Here is a 16,360-nt window from a genome sequence, read left to right as displayed (position 1 = left end):
GTCAGCGTTCGTACACGCTGAGTACTGCACGTCATCGCACGCTCCCGCCGCGTGTCGGCTCCGGATCGACCGCGTATGTCCCGGTCGGAAGGGACGGTTTCTTGACCCGTCGGATGCCATACCTCCGCATGGAGAAGCTTCATCCCCGCGTGCGGTTCGTCTGGGGCATCGGTGCGGCCGTCACGGCGGCAGTGGTCGCACTCGTCGTCGCGGTCGGAACTGTCCTCGGCGAGCGTGTCGCCGTCGTCGATGGGGTAACCGCTGGTATCGAACTCCCGCTCGGTATCAGCGTCGTCGTGTTCGTTCTCGGACTCGTCCACGCACTCGCCCGCTTCCGGATCTGGCAGTTCGAGATCCAGGAGGACGCGCTGTATCTCGAACGCGGGGTCATCACACGGATCGACACCGTAGTCCCGTTCGTCCGCGTCCAGCACGTCGACACACAGCGGGGACCGGTCGAACGCGCGACGGGACTCGCGAGCGTCGTCGTCTACACCGCCGGATCCCGCGGCGCGGACGTGACAATTCCGGGACTGACGCCGGACCGCGCGCAGCGACTACAGTCCGAACTGCGCGAACTCGCCAGAGAGAGCGAACAGCAAGACGCAGTATGAAACTCCATCCAATCTCGCTGCCGTACCGCGCGCTCTCTCGCGGCATCACCGGCGCGTCCATGCTGTTTTTCGCCGGCGTTATGGCGTCTGGGACGCTCGATCTGGTGAGCGCGGCCCTGACCGTCCCTCTGCTCGTCCTCGGTGCCTTGCTCGGCGGAGCTTACGAACTGGCGTACTACCGACGCTTCGAGTACGAACTGACGGGGGACACGTTCGACATCCGGTCCGGCGTGTTCGGCCGCCGCGAACGCGAGATCCCGCTCCACCGGATCCAGAACGTCGACATTAGCCAGAACCTCGTCCAGCGCGCGTTCGACATCGCGACGCTGACCATCGAAACCGCGGGCGGGGGCGAAACCGAGGCGTCGCTGCAGTACGTCGGCTACGACGAGGCGAAACGACTGCAGGACGAACTTCGCCGGAGAGCGGACCGCGTGGAGGCCGACCGCGCCGCCGACACCACGGTAGGTGAGACGAGCGCCGAAACCGCCGTGGATGGAACCGCTGCCGCCGAAGACGGGACCTCACACCCGATACCGACCGCCGGCTCGACGGACCGAAGACGCTCTACCGATACGACGGAGGAGCTGCTGTTTTCGATCCGACCCTACGAGCTCGTTTTGCTCAGCATCGCGTCCGTCAACCCCGGGGCGCTCGTTCTCTCGGTCCTCTTTTTCCCGTACGTCGAACTCATCGACGTGTCGACGCTTCTGGCCTTCGCCATTCCGGGCGGGGCTCGGCCTGACATCACTCTCGTCCTTCCGAAACTCGGTGCGCTCGTTCTCGGAGCCTGGATCATCAGCGCCGGCATGACGCTCGCGCGCTACTACGGCTTCAAGCTCACGCGCGTCGGCGACGAACTCCAGTACGAGCGCGGCCTGATCCAGCGGTACAGCGGTTCGATCCCGCTGGAAAAGGTCCAGACGATCACGGTCACGGACAACCCGGTCACGCGCACCGCGGGCTACGCGACCCTCGTCGTCGAGACGGCGGGGTACACCGCCGGCCAGTCCGCCGGAACGGAGTCGGCGATACCGCTCGCCGCTCGCGAGCGCGTCTACGAACTGGCACAGTCCGTGGAAACGTTCGAGGACCCGTCGTTCACCCGGTCGCCGAAGCGCGCCCGGGAACGGTACGCGGTTCGGTACTCGCTCGTCGTCGGCGCGCTGACCGCGACGCTGTACGCGGCGGACCTGACGCTCGGCGGGCCGGACCAATGGTACGCGGCGCTCGCCTTGCTCGCAGTCGTCCCAGTCGCCGCACACCTGACCTGGCGGCACCGAGGCTACCAGACCCAGGACGGCCACGTCCTCACCCGGTCGGGGTTCTGGACCCGGACGACGAAGGTCGTGCCGTACTACCGACTTCAGACTGTAGTCCGGCAGCGGACCGTCTTCCAACGTCGCCGGAACTTGGCGAATCTCACTGCCGACACCGCGGGGGCGTTTAGCATCCGCCAGCGTGACGCGACGGCGATCGATATCGACGCCGATGACGCCGCCCGGATCCGCGGTGTACTCCGGGACCGTCTGCAGGAGAGCTTGCGGGAGCGGCGTCTGCGGGACCGTACGGTGCCCAGTAGCCGGACCGATGGACGGGTGGCCGAACGCGGGACCGATGCCGACGCCGCCGACGGCCTCGGGACGGCGAACGACGACGGAACGCCTGGTCGGGACGACGACACCGATGAGAGAACAGTGAACCGTGATGCCGACACAGACGACGGACCGTCGGAGCGCGACGACGAGTCGCGGCCGAACTGAACGGTTTTTTACCCCTCGCACCCGGAGTCATCAGCAATGACCGAGTACGACTACGAGGAACTGGGGCTCGTGGCTGGGCTGGAAATCCACCAGCAACTCGATACGGAGGCGAAGCTGTTCTGCGAGTGTCCGACGGAACTACGCGAACCGGACCAGTCGGTGCGGTCGTTCACCCGCTATCTCCATCCGACGAAGAGCGAACTGGGCGAGATAGACGAGGCCGCACTGGAGGAGAGCCAGGTCGAACGGGAGTTCGAGTATCTGGCCTACGACACTACCTGTCTCGTCGAAGAGGACGACGAACCGCCCCACCGCCTCGACGCCGAGGCGACGGAGGTCGCACTCGAGATAGCGCAACTGCTCGACATGAACGTGGTCGACCAGGCCCACGTCATGCGGAAGATCGTCGTTGACGGGTCGAACACGTCCGGATTCCAGCGGACGACCAAGGTCGCAAGCGAGGGCGAGATCGAAACCGACGCCGGGACCGTCGGGATCGAGGACCTCATGCTCGAAGAGGAGAGCGCCCAGCGCGTCGAGGAGACCGACGACGGCGTCCGCTACTCGCTAGACAGGCTGGGAATTCCGCTCGTCGAGATAGGCACCAAGCCCGACATCCGCTCGCCGGAGCAGGCCCGCGCCGCGGCCGAACGGATCGGCATGCTCCTGCGCTCGACCGGCGCGGTCAAGCGCGGCCTCGGCACCATCCGCCAGGACGTGAACGTCTCCATAGCCGAGGGGGCCCGCGTCGAGATGAAAGGCGTCCAGAGCCTCGACGACATCGACGACCTCGTCCGCAACGAGGTCCGGAGACAGGTCGAACTGCTCGACATCGCCGAGGAACTGCAAGCGCGCGACGCGAGCGTCGGCGACGTGCAGGACGTGACCAGCGTGTTCGAGGATAGCGAGGCGCAGAGCGCCTCGGACCATGCGAGCGGGCAAAGCCCGCGAGCAGACACGGACAGCGACGTCATTCAGGGCGCACTCAGTTCGGGCGGCGCGGTCACAGCCGTCCCGCTGTACGGCTTCGACGGCCTCGTCGGCCGCGAGATCCAACCCGACCGCCGCCTCGGAACCGAACTGTCGGACCACGCCAAGCGCCACGGCGCTGGCGGCATCTTCCACACCGACGAACTCCCCGCCTACGGCGTCACCGAGGACGAGGTGTCCGCGCTCCGAGACGCGGTGGATGCCGGGCCCGAAGACGCCGTCGCCATCGTCGCCGACGACGAGGAGACGGCCGCCGCCGCCATCGAGGCCGCCGCGGAGCGCGCGTCGGTCGCCATAGAGGACGTCCCGGAGGAGACACGCGGCGCGAACGACGACGGTACCTCCCGCTACCTTCGTCCGCTGCCCGGCGCGGCCCGGATGTACCCCGAAACGGACGTGCCGCCCGTCGAACCGGACGTCACCGAGGTCGAGACGCCCGAACTGCTCACCGAGAAGGTAGAGCGCTATCAGGACGAACACGGCCTCGACGAGGGTCTCGCGGAACAGGTCGCGTTCGGCCGCCGGATGCCCCTGTTCGAGGATCTGGTCGGTGACGGCGTCGCTGTGAGCGATTCGAGCGGGGGACCGTCGGACGGCGTCGACCCGACGCTGGCCGCCGGGACGCTGGAATCCACGTTGACTGCCCTCGACCGGGACGGCGTGCCGGTCGAGAACCTCACGGAGACGCACCTGTGCGACGCGATTACGCTCGTCGACGGCGGCGACGTTCCGAACGAGGGGTTAGAGGACCTGCTGACCGCACTCGCGGAAACCCCGGAGCTAACTGCCGAGGAAGCCGTCGAAGAGGAAGGTCTGGGCGGCGTCGACGAGAGCGAGGTCCGGGAGGCTGTCGCCGAGGTCGTCGAACGCAACGCCGACCAGGTCGAAGCGGAGGGTATGGGCGCGTTCTCCGGACTGATGGGCGAGGCGATGGGCGCGCTCCGCGGCAAGGCGGACGGCGACCTCGTGAGCGAGGTCCTTAGAGAAGAGATACAGCAGCGGGCGTGATCTAGCCGCTCACGTCGTCTTCTTCGTACGTCGCCTCGATAGACACTTCGCTGCCGTCCTGTTGGAGGTCGAACTCGCTCGCTTCGGCTCCGAGTCCGGACTCTAACTTGTCCGTAACGACGTCGTCCTCGCTGTCGTACACCACGCCGGCCCGGGCAGTCGCCTTGTTCGTGTCCGAGTCGATCGCTAGTGACTGCGAGAGACCGACCGCGCTGGTGAACGGCCTCACGTTGACGCCGAGGTCGTCCGACCCGCTCTCCGACTCGAACGTCTCCGACTCGGGCAACACGCCGTAGAGTAGATCGCCGTCGGTGACGGCCTTCGTCACTCGGTCGAACGTATCGTTGTCCTCGTGTTCTCGGGTTACTTCGCCGCGCTCGGCGTCGATGATGGCCGTTGCGATGCTTCCGGGGTCCTCCAGGTCGTTTCCGGAGACGGCGACGATAGTGTCGCTCCGAATCCCCACGGCGTAGGGGTTATCGGGATGTTCGTACAGGGAGAAGTCCCCAACCTCGCTCGGGTCGTCGTAGCCCATCTGGTCGAAGTTCGATTCGAGTTCCTCAGTGTCGAACGACCCTTCGAAGACGCTGTACCCGCCGACGAGCATCCAGCGGTCTATCGGGTTAGAACTCTTGTCTATCCCCTCCATGACCGAGGAGAGGCCCATCTGACTGTAACTGAGCGAGAGGAATGCGGCGGCGAGGTAGATCCCGAGCGGGTTCGCGACGAGCGGGTCCGTCGGCTGACCGGAGTCCGAATCCGATTGGTCCTCCGAATCGTCTTCCAGTTCGGCAAGCGCCGACATGTCGAACACGCCGTAAAGATATCCTCCGCTTTCGCCTTCGAGTTTGGACGCGGTCGGGAACCAGTCCCGGTAGTCAGGCGCACCGCCCGACGAACTGTCGTCGTCGCTTCCACCGTCTAGGACTCCGCTACAACCGCTGAGAAGGGCAGCGCTGCTCGCGCCGACCGTCTTGAGAACCGTTCGTCTATTCGTGTTAACCATACTATATACGAGTGTTCTGGAAATATATAATTATACTGTATTGCCATGAATGCCGACCGCGCCATTACTCCTCGTTCAGGCTCGATGTCGCGCGACGGAAAATACCTGTCAGGCGCGACGTCTCGCGCTCAGTGGGGTGGGCGCGGCCGACGAGGCGACGGAGCATCCGCTCGGTTTTCGACCGTTTGACCTCTGGGTGACCCACAGCGACGAGGAACGCCGAGAACTCGTCGTGCAGGCGCTCGATAGCCGGTTGGGCGGCGCGTTCCCGTTCGCGGTCCGGTAGCTGCGTCTCCGCCATCGCTAGATCCCGTAGCTCGTACAGCGTCACCGTCGCCGCCTGTCCGAGGTTCAGCGAGGAGTAGTCGGCGCTGGCGGGGATCGATCCGATCTGGTCGACGCGTTCGAGTTCGTCGTTGGTGAACCCGTTGTCCTCGCGGCCGAACAGGACGGCGGTGTCCGTTTCGACGGTGATCAGGTCCTCGGCCAGTTCGTCCGGCGTCGAGAACGGAAACCGGGTGTGCTTTCGGCAGTCTTCGTTGGTGGTTGCGGTCATTCCGACGGTGTGGTAGTTCTCGACCACCTCGTCGAAGGTGACGGTGTCGGCGTTCGGTAGGATGTCTTCGCGCGCCTGGCCGGCGAAGCCGTACGCCTCGCCGTCCCGGTCGAGTTCCGGCGGGTTCACCAGTTTCAGGTCAGAGAACCCGAAATTCTTCATCGCGCGAGCGATAGTGCCGACGTTGCCCGGCGTCTCCGCGTCCACGACGACGATCGAGGGCGCAGTCATCGTCGTCTCACGACGGGTAGTCCGCGGAGAGGTCGATGTCATCCAGAGCGTCCTCGTCGAGGTCGGTTTCTTCCGGTTCCATAGCGTCGCGGAGGGTGATGCGATAGCGGTCCTCGTCGTCGTTGGGGTTTGGCGGGTCCGGCAGCGCCTCGGGGTCGGTGTCGACGTGGTCGACGCCGCCGAACGCCTCCGGCGCGCGATTGCCGTCGTCGAACCAGCCGTGGAACGCGTCCTGCAGTTCGTCCTCACCGCGGTAGTCGTCCCCGCCGGCCTCGCTGAACCAGTAACGGAAATCGGCTTCGTGTTCGTCGCAGAGCACGACTTCCGACTTCGGTTCGCCGTAGACGATCTCGGCCTCGCGACACCGTTCGATATCCTCCTCGCCGTGGACCAGGAAGCACGCGTCACACGGTTTGGTGACGAGCGTTCGCAGACGAAGGAGACGTTCGCGGTCCTCGTCGTGCATCTCGTCGAACGGCCGCCAGTTGCCGTCCTCGGTGAATATTTCCGACTCCTCGAAACGCCATCCGCGGAGTCCGACGCTGACCTTTGCCATACGTGATGCTATCCGTCCGCGGCGTAAAAAGCGATTGAAACAACTGAGCGGCCGGTCGTGGGACCGTGACGGTCGGGTCAGTAACGGCTCGTATGCGGACGTAGAACGGTTCCGCGGTTCGGTAGACCCAAAGGGTTTGGCGTCACTCCGATGTTCTCTGCCTCGTATATTCCAGCTATCTATGAACCAGAAACCCGTGAAAGAAGGCGACAGTGGAACCGAAACGGAGGAAACGGATGTTCTCTTCTCAATTCTGTCGCGCGAACGCCGTCGGTACGCTCTTTACTGCCTCAAGCAGTACCGGAACCCGCTGACGCTCGCCGACCTGGCTGACGAAGTCGCTCGAATCGAACACGACGAGCAGAACCTCGCTCAGATCCCCGGCTCAGCCGTCAAATCGATCTACATGGACCTGTATCACTCGCACGTCCCGAAGATGGACGACGCGGGCGTGGTCGAATACAGCCAGTCCGACGATACGGTGCGTCTCAAGTACGAGTTCACCGACCTCGACCTAGAAGAGTTCGCGTAAATACGATGTTTCCCGTCTGAATACGTCGTTTCCCGGGTGAATACGTCGTTTTCCGTATGACCACGGCGTTAACCTACGGCCAACCGTTGCGCGTTTCGGCTTCGCACGCCGGCCCTTGGAACCCTCTCTCGGACGGGGGCGGTCATCCCCCAACGACTCGGAGAGACCGGGACTCGAACGGTCACATCAGGGGAGCGGTTCGCTCGGAACGCACTCCTTTTGGTTCCGTGGTCCCGCAGTACAGCCATGCGAAACGTTGACGCCGCGGGGCTGGGGATCGGCGACGACTACCCGCCGCGGATCATGGGCGTGTTAAACGTCAGCGAGGAGTCGCCGTACGACCCGAGCGTCTACGACGACCCCGGTGAAGCGGCCGCGTACGTGGACGAGGACCTGATCGGCGAAGGTGCGGACATCGTCGACGTGGGCCTGGAATCGGCGAACAAGAGCTTCAGTGTACTCTCCGCAGAGGAGGAACTAGACCGTCTAGACACCGCCGTCAACGCCATCGAGAGTGTGAGCGGCGACGCAGTCTTCTCGATCGAAACCCGCTACGCCGAGGTAGCCGACGAAGCGCTCTCGCGCGGATTCGACATGGTCAACGACATCTGCGGATTCGCCGACCCCGATATGCCGAACGTGTGCCGGGAGTACGATGTGGCCGTCGCCAAGATGGCTAGCCCGCCGGATCTGGAACGACCCGGTGCCCTCGAAGACGTAGACTGGGCGGAGCGACGGTCCGCCGAATGGGAGCGTAACGCCAGCTACGCGGACTATATTTACGACGCGCTGAAGCAAAACGGTCTCACGGACAAGACCATCGTCGACCCCGCCTTCGGCGGGTGGAGCGAGGAGAAGACGCTAGAGGACGACCGCGAGACGTTCCGCCGCCTCCGCGAGTTCCGCGGACTCGACCGCCCGATGCTCGTCTCGATCAACCGGAAGAACTTCCTGCGGAGTATCAACGACCGTTCGACGGAGGAGGCGTTACCGGTGAGCCTCGCCGCAACGTCGATGGCCGTCGAGCGAGGCGCGCACATCGTCCGGACCCACGACGTGGCAGAGACACGCGACGCCGCGCTCGTCGGTGACACGTTCGCCCGCGAGCGCATCCGCGACGGCGACGGCATCCGCATCGAGGAACTGGACGTGACGACGACCGACGAGGCGCGGCGACACATCGAACGTCTCGGCGGAGACCCGGACGCGGCAACAGCGTGTACGATGCGGGTGTTCGAACTGACAGGACTGACACGCGATGCGCGGCGCGCCCTCGCGTCGGCCGCGGCCGACCGGACCGCCGTGTTCGAAACGGGCGGGGACGGGGTGCTTCTGGCCGGTAAGCCCGCAGATCTATCAGCTATCGCGGCCGTTACTGCGGAGTGCGCCCCCGAGTTCGGACCGACGGAACGACAACTGCGTGACATGCTTGGGTAAGAGAAAACTTATGCCGGATGGATGTGTAGCCCCGCTTGGTAGCCGGAAGGGCCCTCGGGTAGGGGTACTTGGAGGAGCCATTCCGGCTCACGAAATCACGCGTTCCTAAGGATGGTTAACGTCCAGCTACTGCTATGAATTTCGACGAATGGAACCCGGTTTACGAGGCGATCCTGGCCGATTTCGGTTTCGAGCGGTCGGCGGACGAGCGCGTCCGAGACCGCCTCGCCGAACTAGTGTCACCGTTCGATACGGACCGACTCCCCGAGTTCGACGGGTCGACTGTCGCCGTCGCCGGTGCGGGGCCGTCGCTCTCTGCGGAAACCTCCGTCGCGCGGGAGGCTGACGTGGTCGTGGCGGCTTCCACGGCCGCGGACGTACTCCGAGCGCATAATGTAGCCGTCGATCTGATGGTGACGGACCTCGACAAAAACGTCGGAACGGCGGTCGACCTCTCCGAACGCGGCGTTCCCGTGGCCGTCCACGCCCACGGCGACAACGGCCCGGCGGTCCGGTCGTTCGTCCCCTCGTTCGACCCCGATTTCCTTCTCCCGACGACGCAGGCGAAACCGGCCGGTCCGGTACGGAACTTCGGGGGGTTTACCGACGGCGACCGGGGTGCTTTCCTCGCTGACCACTTCGGTGCGGCCGAACTCCGGTTTCCGGGGTGGGACTTTGACGACGACGCCGTCGATCCCGTGAAGTCGAAGAAACTCGACTGGGCGGAGCGACTGCTCCGTTGGTTAGAACGTCGGCGGGAGGAGCGATTCGACGTACTCGACGGGCGGCGGGACGGGATCGACTCGATTCCGGAGTGACGACCGATTCAGGTCCGCAGGACGACTTTCCCGGTGGAGTTCCGACCCTCGATGAACTCGTGGGCCTCGGCGGCGTTTTCGAGGGCGAACTCCTCACCGACGACAACTTCGAGTTCGCCGGCCTGTAACCCGCGCTGTAGGTCGGGGACGGCGCGGAGCACGCGGTCGGGGTCCTCGACCATGGCCCGGCCGAGATGGAACCCGGTCACGGTCTTATTGCCGAACAGGAGCGTTGCCGTGTCGACCTGTCCCGGTTCGCCGCTCGCAGCGCCGTAGGCGACGATCTGACCGAACTGCGGGACTGCGTCGACGCTCTTTCGGAACGTGTCACCGCCCACGCCGTCTAACACCAGGCCGACGCCCTCGCCGTCCGTTATCTCGTTGACCCGGTCGACGAAATCCTCTGACGTGTAGTCGATGGGGTGGTCACAGCCCAACCGTTCCGCGAGTGACCGTTTCTCCTGCGTGCTGGCAGTGCCGAACACCTCGGCACCCGCGCGGTGTGCAAGTTGTACCGCCGCTGTGCCCACGCCGCCCGCGGCGGCGTGGATCAGGACGCGGTCCGCCTGCTCGTCCGAACCGTCGCCGGACGCTCCGCCGTCCGGGTCCAGACTGCCCCACTCGAACAGACAACTGTGCGCGGTGAGGAACTGGACCGGAAAGCCGGCGGCCTCCGCGAACGACATGCCCTCAGGGACGGGAAACAGCGACTGCGCATCGGTGGTGACGTATTCGGCGTACGCCTCGCCGTCAGTCATCGCGACCACGCGCTGTCCCTCGTCCAGGTCGACGCCCTCGCCGACGGCATCGACGGTGCCCGCCGCCTCCATTCCGGGGACGAACGGCGGTTCCGGGCCGCCGTGGTAGTGTCCGCGACGCTGCATGATGTCGGCGAAGTTGATCCCGGCCGCCTCGACCGCGACGCGAACCTCGCCCTCGTCGGGTTCCGGACGCTCCCGCTCGACGAGACTCAATACGTCACTAGACCCGAACTCTTGGACCTGAACAACGTCCATGTTACCGCTAGGGCGGGATCGCCGATAAATGCCGGTAAACGGTGACAAACTACGGAGAAGTTGCGCTCGATAGCCGGCGCGTCAGCCGACTACGGAAGGGACTCAGCTGTCGAGTGCAGCCGTGACACCGTCGAGATGGTCGATGCCGACGACCGCGAGAACGTCTCCCGCCGTCCGGAGGTCAGCGAGTTTAGCGGCCATGCACTCTTCGCGTGTCGCGTCCCGGAGATGCATCGGCTCCGGGGTTTCGAAGGCTCGGAGGAGCGAGAGGCTCTGATTCGCCTGTCGCTTCTCGTCGGTCGCTTGCTCCGCGGGGGGATCCCAGCGAGTGCACTCGTGGTCGAGGGGGCGGTCGAGTTCGATAGTCCGTCCAGTAAGCTGGGCAACGACCGCACCTAGGCGGCACTGTAGGGCGTGACGCGACACGCTGAGCGTGCCGCGGAGGACGCGGTAGACGGTCCGAGGATCCGGCCGCTCGTCCAGTATCCGCGCCGCGAGGCGAACGACGAACGCGGCGTTCGGCGCGTCTACGCCGACGACCTCGCAGTCTGCGGCCTGAACCGCCGCGCTCATCTCGCCGCCGAACTCGGGCGGAGCCTCGTCTCGCTCTCCGGTCGCGTACGCCTCGAAGAGGGGGATCGCAAGCGGCGACAGTTCGAGGGCGACTGTCGCGGGGTCGTTCGATCCGATCAGCGAACGAACCCGATGGACGCTCGCGGGATGGTCGTGAACGACGCCGACGAGGGTGATGTCGCCGGCCTGGTCGTTTGCAGACGCGTCGGAGGGAATCGTTTCGACGTATTCGTCGTGAACGCGGGGGTCGTCGGTCGGGGCAGCCATTCGCTATCACCGACTACGACCGGAAGTTGATAACGCTTGCTTTCCTTCAGTAAGCGGGAATTACGAACTGCGACCCTCCGAATCTGTACTGATATCCAGCAGCCTAGCGGGGTAAGCCAGCGTTACTTGCAAAACCGGGCTGATGAGGGGATGGGGTTTTCGGAAAGTAGTCATTTCCTCCGGCAAGTTCACGAAACGATTCTGTCCTCTTATTGCGTCTTCCGTCGCCGGTAAAACCGGAATGAGATCGAACATCACGGACGACGACGAGGGCAAAAGCGTTGTCAACGCCGACGGCGAGACAGTTGGAATGGTCACGGAGGTACGCGGTGGGACGGCACACGTCGACCCCGACCCCGGGGTCACAGACAAGATCAAATCGAAACTCGGCTGGGGTGACACGAACGAGGACACATACCCCCTTCAGGAGGCGAACGTCGACGCGGTGACTGACGACGAGATCCGTCTAAGGCGAGACCTCTAAGCGGCCGTATCGCCGTTTCACCGGAAGCGTAGCACCGTCCAGAATAGATTGCCGTTCGTTCTCCGGGACTGCCGGCGAACGACGACGAAAGCGGTCGTTTCCTACGGTTCTAGCGCGTCGAGCGTCTGCCGCGCATCATCGACCGTCGCAGCGCGCGGGAAGCTGACGGCGACGACATCGACTCCGTCTATGCTCTCGAACGTCCGGATCCGGTCACGAACCTCGTCAGGTGTCCCGACCGCGGCGAGGTCGTCGAGGAGCGCGTCGTCGACGAGTTCCACGGCACGGTCGCGGTCGCCGTTCGCCCACGCCGTGGCGACGTCGTGAGCGGTGTCCTCGTACCCCTGCCGGGCCAGCGAGTCGCGGTAGTACGTCCCCATCCCACCGATGTAGAACGCGCAGTGTTCAGCGCCGAGTTCCCGCGCCCGCTCGCCGTCGTCAAGCGCACAGCAAGGAAGAGAGAGCGTCACGCGCACGTCGTCGATGTCGCGACCGCCCAGTTCGACGCCGCGACGGAGGTCCCCGAGTCGGTCCCGGAGTCCCTCGGGAGTGAAAACGATCGCGTGCCACCCGTCCGCGAAGCGTCCGCAGAGTTCCACCGCCTTCGGCCCCATTCCCGCAGCGTCGATGGGTGGCACCTGTTCCGGCGGGTCACAGCGCAGACGAAAGCCGGCGAGATCGAACACGTCGCCGTCGTAGTTCAGCGTCTCCCCGTCGAGAACGGTGCGGTACACGTCGATGTACTCTCGGGTCCGCCTGAGGGGACGGTCGAAGTCGACACCGTGCCAGCCTTCGATGACGGCGGGGCCGCTCGGACCGACAGCCACCCGGAGTCGTCCGTCCGCGACCTCCTGAAGCGTCGCCGCGCTCTGGGCGATAAGCGCCGGCGACCGCGAATAGACGTTGAGAACGCTCGGTCCGATTCCGATCCGTTCAGTGCCGTGTGCCATACTCGTAAGCGTCGTGACGGCGTCCCGGCCCCAGGTTTCGGGGAGCCATGCCCGCTCGTATCCCAGGTCTTCGGCCCGTCGAGTGAGGTCGACGAGCGTCTCGACGCTCGGCTGGGCCGCGACGGGCAGGTGGACGGTCCGGTCGGCCGCCGTCGGTTCGTCCGTCATATCTCGGGATCCTCCTTGATGTCGGGAACGCCGGCCGGAGCGATCGACTGTCCGACGAGGTACGAGGCGGCGGGACTGGCGAGGAACTGCGCGATGTCGGCGATCTCCTCGCTGGTGCCGAGTCGTCGCTCGACCGTCTCCCTGTCGACCTCGTCGGCGGACACGCCCATCTGCGCCTCGACGCCGGGCGTAGCGACGTATCCCGGCGAGATGCAGTTGACGCGGACGTTCTCGCTCGCCCACTCGAAAGCGAGCGTCCGAGTGAGGTTGATCACGCCCGCTTTCGCCGCACCGTAGTGACTCATGTACGGTGCGCCCTGCTCACCGGCCACGCTGGCGAGGTTGACGACGGTACCGCCCCCGTCTTTCAGGTGTTCGCCGGCGACCTGCGTGCAGTGATACGTTCCGGTGAGGTTGATGTCGACGACAGTCCCCCACCCGTTCGGCGTGATGTCGTCGAAGTTCGCCATGAAACTCGCCCCGGCGTTGTTCACCAGCACGTCTATCCCGCCGAACTCCTCTACGGTCGCCGCTATCAGCGCCTCCACGGCGTCTCGCTCTGTCACGTCGCATTCGACAGCCAGCGCATCGCCCGGACGGTCGCTCTCGGCGATCCCGTCAGCGATCGGTTCGACGTTGTCGATGTCGCGGGAGCAGACGACGACGTCGACGCCGTCGTCCGCGAACCGCTCGGCGATGGACTTTCCGATGCCGCTTGACGCCCCCGTTACTACCGCCGTCTCGCCGTCGACGTGGAACTGTTCGACCGTCACGTTTGACCCTCTCCTGAGCGCATATCCGATAATACACGATCAACTCTCATAAAGTTGTACGGATGCCGCGCAGTTCAGACTGGAAACGCGCGGCCGAGTGTCGCTGATGCGCCGTCGGTCTCGGCGGGGAACCGACCGCTGACTGCCCGCTACGGCTTAGTTCCGTTCGTCCGGGTGCGCCAGCGCGAGATACGGTTCCACCTCGGTGACCACCTCGGTCGCGGAGACGACTCGGTCCTCGACGGCGACAAGCCCGGTTTCTCGGAGTTTCGGCAGGTCGATGTGGTGGAGTCTGGTGACGATCTGTTCGATATCCGGTTGCTCGGTCGTCTGCGCGGCCGCGATACGCTGTGCGAGTTCGCGCACGTGGAGCGTTCCCTCCGCTCGCAGGAGACTACGCAGTACGAGCCGTTGTGAGCGGGAGGAAAGTACATCGAACACGTCGTCGGAGGACAGTTGGTCGTCAGTCGGTTCGAGGCTTCGGCCGAGTCGCCCCAGTTCGAACACCGTGCCGAACGTCTCCGTGACGGGTCGGATCATCCGCTCGCCGCGTTTGCCAGTTTCGAACGACGCACAACTGACCGCTCCGAGCGCCGACAGTGACGACGTGAGTCTGTCGAGAAAGCCGGTTACTGACGGGATCGGAACGTGATCTAATAGGGCGTTCACCGTATCGAGGTAGACGACGGTACGATCCGCGTCGGGCAGTTCGTTGAGATGCGCCTCGACGGCATCGTGGAGGTGCTGCAGGTTCCCCGGATCGGAGACGGTCCGGACTTGGTCTGGGTCTACTCCCGAAACAGTCGGTCGCGTCCGCTCTCCCACGTCGACGATGCCACACGTGAGAGGCGGCGCGCCGACGTAGTCGCTCCACCGATCGACGAAGCGTTCCGCAGACAGGTCACAGGTGACTGCCACCACGTTTCGCTCCGTCGGACGGTGTCCACTGACAATATTGAGACAGGTCTCCCGGGAAGCGGTGTTCAACCGTCTGGTCAGTATTACGGTGTGTGAATTCGCGTTCGAGAGTACACCTCTTGTTATCGACATTTTCCCAGCCACTGAAACGCGATTTCTGTTCACGAGGATATGGCATAAAACTTTGTATAGAACTACAATTTGAACCAACAGCGGACGCACATGACTGGTGGGTGTTATATGTGTTACATGAATGGCGGCCCGGGATTTTTCTCCCCACCGTCCTCACGGTACGTATGCAGCTCCACTGGCACCGGCGGGACCTCCGAACGGCGGACAACCGGGCGCTTTCACGGGCGACCACTGACGGTCCGGTCGTTCCGGTGTTCGTGTTCGATCCCGCCGTGCTCGAACACGGGTCGCCGCCACGGGTCGAGTTTCTGCTGGACGCGTTGTCGTCGCTTCGCGAGCGATATCGCGACCGCGGGAGTGACCTGTTGGTCCGACACGGCGAACCCGAAGTGGTCCTCCCCGAACTGGCCGAGACGTACGAGGCGGAAGCGGTGTTCTGGGCGAAAGACTATTCGGGCCTGGCACAGGAACGCGATGCCGCCGTCCGGCGCTCGCTCGACGAGGCCGGGTTCTCCTGCGAGGCAGTCCGCGACGGGATCCTCCACGAGCCCGGGGCTATCACCACCGCGGACGGCGACCCGTACTCGGTGTTTACGTACTTCGGACGAAAGTGGCTCGACCGAGAGAAGGGAGCGCCGTACGACGTGCCGGATGCGGGCGCGTTCGCCGACGTAGAGGGCGACGCACTGCCGACGCTAGACGACCTCGGATTCGACGACCCGGAGGCCGACATCTCACCGGCGGGTACGGCCCCCGCCCGCGAACGTCTCCGGGCGTTCTGCGAGTCAGACATCTACCGATACGAGGAGCGCCGTGACTACCCGGCGGACGAGGCTACGTCCCGCCTCTCGCCCCATCTCAAGTGGGGCACCATCGGCGTTCGCGAGGTGTACGACGCGACGACGGACGCGCTCGCAGAAGCCGAGACCGAGGCGGAACGAGACTCCGTCAAGGAGTTCCGGTCGCAACTCGCCTGGCGCGAGTTCTACACGCACGTCCTCTATTTCCATCCGGACGTGGTGCGGTCGAACTACAAGTCGTACGAGAACGACATCGCTTGGCGCGACGACCCGGACGCGCTTCGCGCCTGGAAGGACGGCGAGACGGGGTACCCTATCGTCGACGCGGGGATGCGACAGTTGCGGGCGGAGGGGTGGATGCACAACCGCGTCCGAATGCTCGTCGCCGCCTTCCTCACGAAGGATCTGCTGATAGACTGGCGTGAGGGGTACGACTGGTTCCGGGAAAAACTCGTCGACCACGACACCGCAAACGACAACGGCGGCTGGCAGTGGGCCGCGTCCACCGGAACTGACGCACAACCATATTTCCGGATATTCAACCCGATGACGCAGGGCGAGCGGTACGACCCCGACGGCGAGTACGTCCGCGAGTACGTCCCCGAACTCGCCAACGCGACCGCCGAACAGATCCACGACTGGCCCGACCTGACCCTGACTGAACGGCACCGCACCGCGCCGGGCTATCCCGAGCCTATCGTCGACCACGGCGAACGGCGCGAAGCCGCGGTAGCGATGTTCGAGGCCGCGCGCGGCGAGTGAACGGCT

General features: G+C 64.8%; 16 protein-coding genes. 8 read left to right on the top strand and 8 right to left on the bottom strand.

All coding sequences use genetic code 11. The annotated features are described in order from the left end of the window. Positions 1 to 128 precede the first annotated feature (128 nt). Genes EYW42_RS05230 through gatE form a run of 3 tightly spaced genes read left to right on the top strand, consistent with a single transcriptional unit; the run spans position 129 to position 4,375 of the window. Positions 129 to 614 (top strand): PH domain-containing protein, encoded by a 486-nt coding sequence (locus EYW42_RS05230; RefSeq protein WP_135534204.1) that lies wholly within the window; start codon positions 129 to 131, stop codon positions 612 to 614. After that, on the top strand, positions 611 to 2,377 hold the full coding sequence (locus EYW42_RS05225) for a PH domain-containing protein (RefSeq protein ID WP_135534203.1): 1,767 nt from the start codon (positions 611 to 613) through the stop codon (positions 2,375 to 2,377). The genes EYW42_RS05230 and EYW42_RS05225 overlap by 4 nt, the downstream gene beginning before the upstream one ends. 36 nt (positions 2,378 to 2,413) lie before the next feature. Further along, positions 2,414 to 4,375: a Glu-tRNA(Gln) amidotransferase subunit GatE gene (gene gatE, locus EYW42_RS05220; protein ID WP_135534202.1), complete on the top strand. Its 1,962-nt coding sequence runs from the start codon at positions 2,414 to 2,416 to the stop codon at positions 4,373 to 4,375. 1 nt (position 4,376) lies between these two features. On the opposite strand, the gene EYW42_RS05215 is transcribed toward gatE, so the two are convergent. The 3 genes from EYW42_RS05215 to EYW42_RS05205 all read right to left on the bottom strand — a co-directional run bounded on the left by EYW42_RS05215 (position 4,377) and on the right by EYW42_RS05205 (position 6,724). Then, positions 4,377 to 5,381 carry a hypothetical protein gene (locus EYW42_RS05215; RefSeq protein WP_135534201.1) on the bottom strand — a complete coding sequence of 335 codons (1,005 nt, stop codon included), beginning with the start codon at positions 5,379 to 5,381 and terminating at the stop codon, positions 4,377 to 4,379. A 64-nt stretch (positions 5,382 to 5,445) separates the two neighbouring features. Continuing rightward, positions 5,446 to 6,168, bottom strand: a complete 723-nt coding sequence (locus EYW42_RS05210) for an RNA methyltransferase (protein ID WP_135534200.1) — start codon at positions 6,166 to 6,168, stop codon at positions 5,446 to 5,448. Between the two features lie 7 nt (positions 6,169 to 6,175). Further along, positions 6,176 to 6,724: a hypothetical protein gene (locus EYW42_RS05205; RefSeq protein ID WP_135534199.1), complete on the bottom strand. Its 549-nt coding sequence runs from the start codon at positions 6,722 to 6,724 to the stop codon at positions 6,176 to 6,178. 181 nt (positions 6,725 to 6,905) lie between these two features. Here EYW42_RS05205 and EYW42_RS05200 point away from each other — a divergent pair, with 181 nt between their 5' ends. From EYW42_RS05200 to EYW42_RS05190, 3 genes are all read left to right on the top strand, one after another. Beyond that, positions 6,906 to 7,256: a DUF7344 domain-containing protein gene (locus EYW42_RS05200; RefSeq protein WP_135534198.1), complete on the top strand. Its 351-nt coding sequence runs from the start codon at positions 6,906 to 6,908 to the stop codon at positions 7,254 to 7,256. Positions 7,257 to 7,502: 246 nt separating this feature from the next. Continuing rightward, on the top strand, positions 7,503 to 8,693 hold the full coding sequence (folP, locus tag EYW42_RS05195) for a dihydropteroate synthase (RefSeq protein ID WP_135534197.1): 1,191 nt from the start codon (positions 7,503 to 7,505) through the stop codon (positions 8,691 to 8,693). 134 nt (positions 8,694 to 8,827) lie between these two features. After that, positions 8,828 to 9,511, top strand: a complete 684-nt coding sequence (locus tag EYW42_RS05190; RefSeq protein WP_135534196.1) for a 6-hydroxymethylpterin diphosphokinase MptE-like protein — start codon at positions 8,828 to 8,830, stop codon at positions 9,509 to 9,511. Between the two features lie 8 nt (positions 9,512 to 9,519). Here the strand turns inward: EYW42_RS05190 and EYW42_RS05185 are convergent, their stop codons facing one another. Next, on the bottom strand, positions 9,520 to 10,527 hold the full coding sequence (locus EYW42_RS05185) for a quinone oxidoreductase family protein (protein ID WP_135534195.1): 1,008 nt from the start codon (positions 10,525 to 10,527) through the stop codon (positions 9,520 to 9,522). Positions 10,528 to 10,629: 102 nt separating this feature from the next. Beyond that, positions 10,630 to 11,367 carry a hypothetical protein gene (locus EYW42_RS05180; RefSeq protein WP_135534194.1) on the bottom strand — a complete coding sequence of 246 codons (738 nt, stop codon included), beginning with the start codon at positions 11,365 to 11,367 and terminating at the stop codon, positions 10,630 to 10,632. A 241-nt stretch (positions 11,368 to 11,608) separates the two neighbouring features. Between EYW42_RS05180 and EYW42_RS05175 the strand changes: the two genes are divergently transcribed. Continuing rightward, entirely contained in the window at positions 11,609 to 11,851 is a 243-nt protein-coding gene (locus tag EYW42_RS05175) for a PRC-barrel domain containing protein (protein WP_135534193.1), read from the top strand. Positions 11,852 to 11,952: 101 nt separating this feature from the next. Here EYW42_RS05175 and EYW42_RS05170 read toward each other — a convergent pair whose 3' ends face one another. From EYW42_RS05170 to EYW42_RS05160, 3 genes are all read right to left on the bottom strand, one after another. Next, positions 11,953 to 12,969, bottom strand: coding sequence for a TIGR04024 family LLM class F420-dependent oxidoreductase (locus EYW42_RS05170; RefSeq protein ID WP_135534192.1), 1,017 nt, complete (start codon positions 12,967 to 12,969; stop codon positions 11,953 to 11,955). Further along, on the bottom strand, positions 12,966 to 13,742 hold the full coding sequence (locus EYW42_RS05165; RefSeq protein ID WP_135534191.1) for an SDR family NAD(P)-dependent oxidoreductase: 777 nt from the start codon (positions 13,740 to 13,742) through the stop codon (positions 12,966 to 12,968). Before EYW42_RS05165 ends, EYW42_RS05170 begins: the two co-directional genes overlap by 4 nt. A gap of 156 nt (positions 13,743 to 13,898) precedes the next feature. Continuing rightward, complete coding sequence (locus EYW42_RS05160) at positions 13,899 to 14,792, bottom strand: DUF7504 family protein (RefSeq protein ID WP_449271866.1); 894 nt, start codon at positions 14,790 to 14,792, stop codon at positions 13,899 to 13,901. A gap of 164 nt (positions 14,793 to 14,956) precedes the next feature. Between EYW42_RS05160 and EYW42_RS05155 the strand changes: the two genes are divergently transcribed. Next, on the top strand, positions 14,957 to 16,354 hold the full coding sequence (locus EYW42_RS05155; protein ID WP_135534189.1) for a cryptochrome/photolyase family protein: 1,398 nt from the start codon (positions 14,957 to 14,959) through the stop codon (positions 16,352 to 16,354). The last annotated feature ends 6 nt before the right edge of the window (positions 16,355 to 16,360 follow it).

The sequence above is a fragment of the Halostella pelagica genome (genome assembly GCF_004762015.1).
In the GTDB taxonomy this organism is placed as follows: domain Archaea; phylum Halobacteriota; class Halobacteria; order Halobacteriales; family Natronoarchaeaceae; genus Halostella; species Halostella pelagica.
Note: the sequence above shows the minus strand (reverse complement) of the source record. Positions and strands in the feature narration are given on the sequence as shown.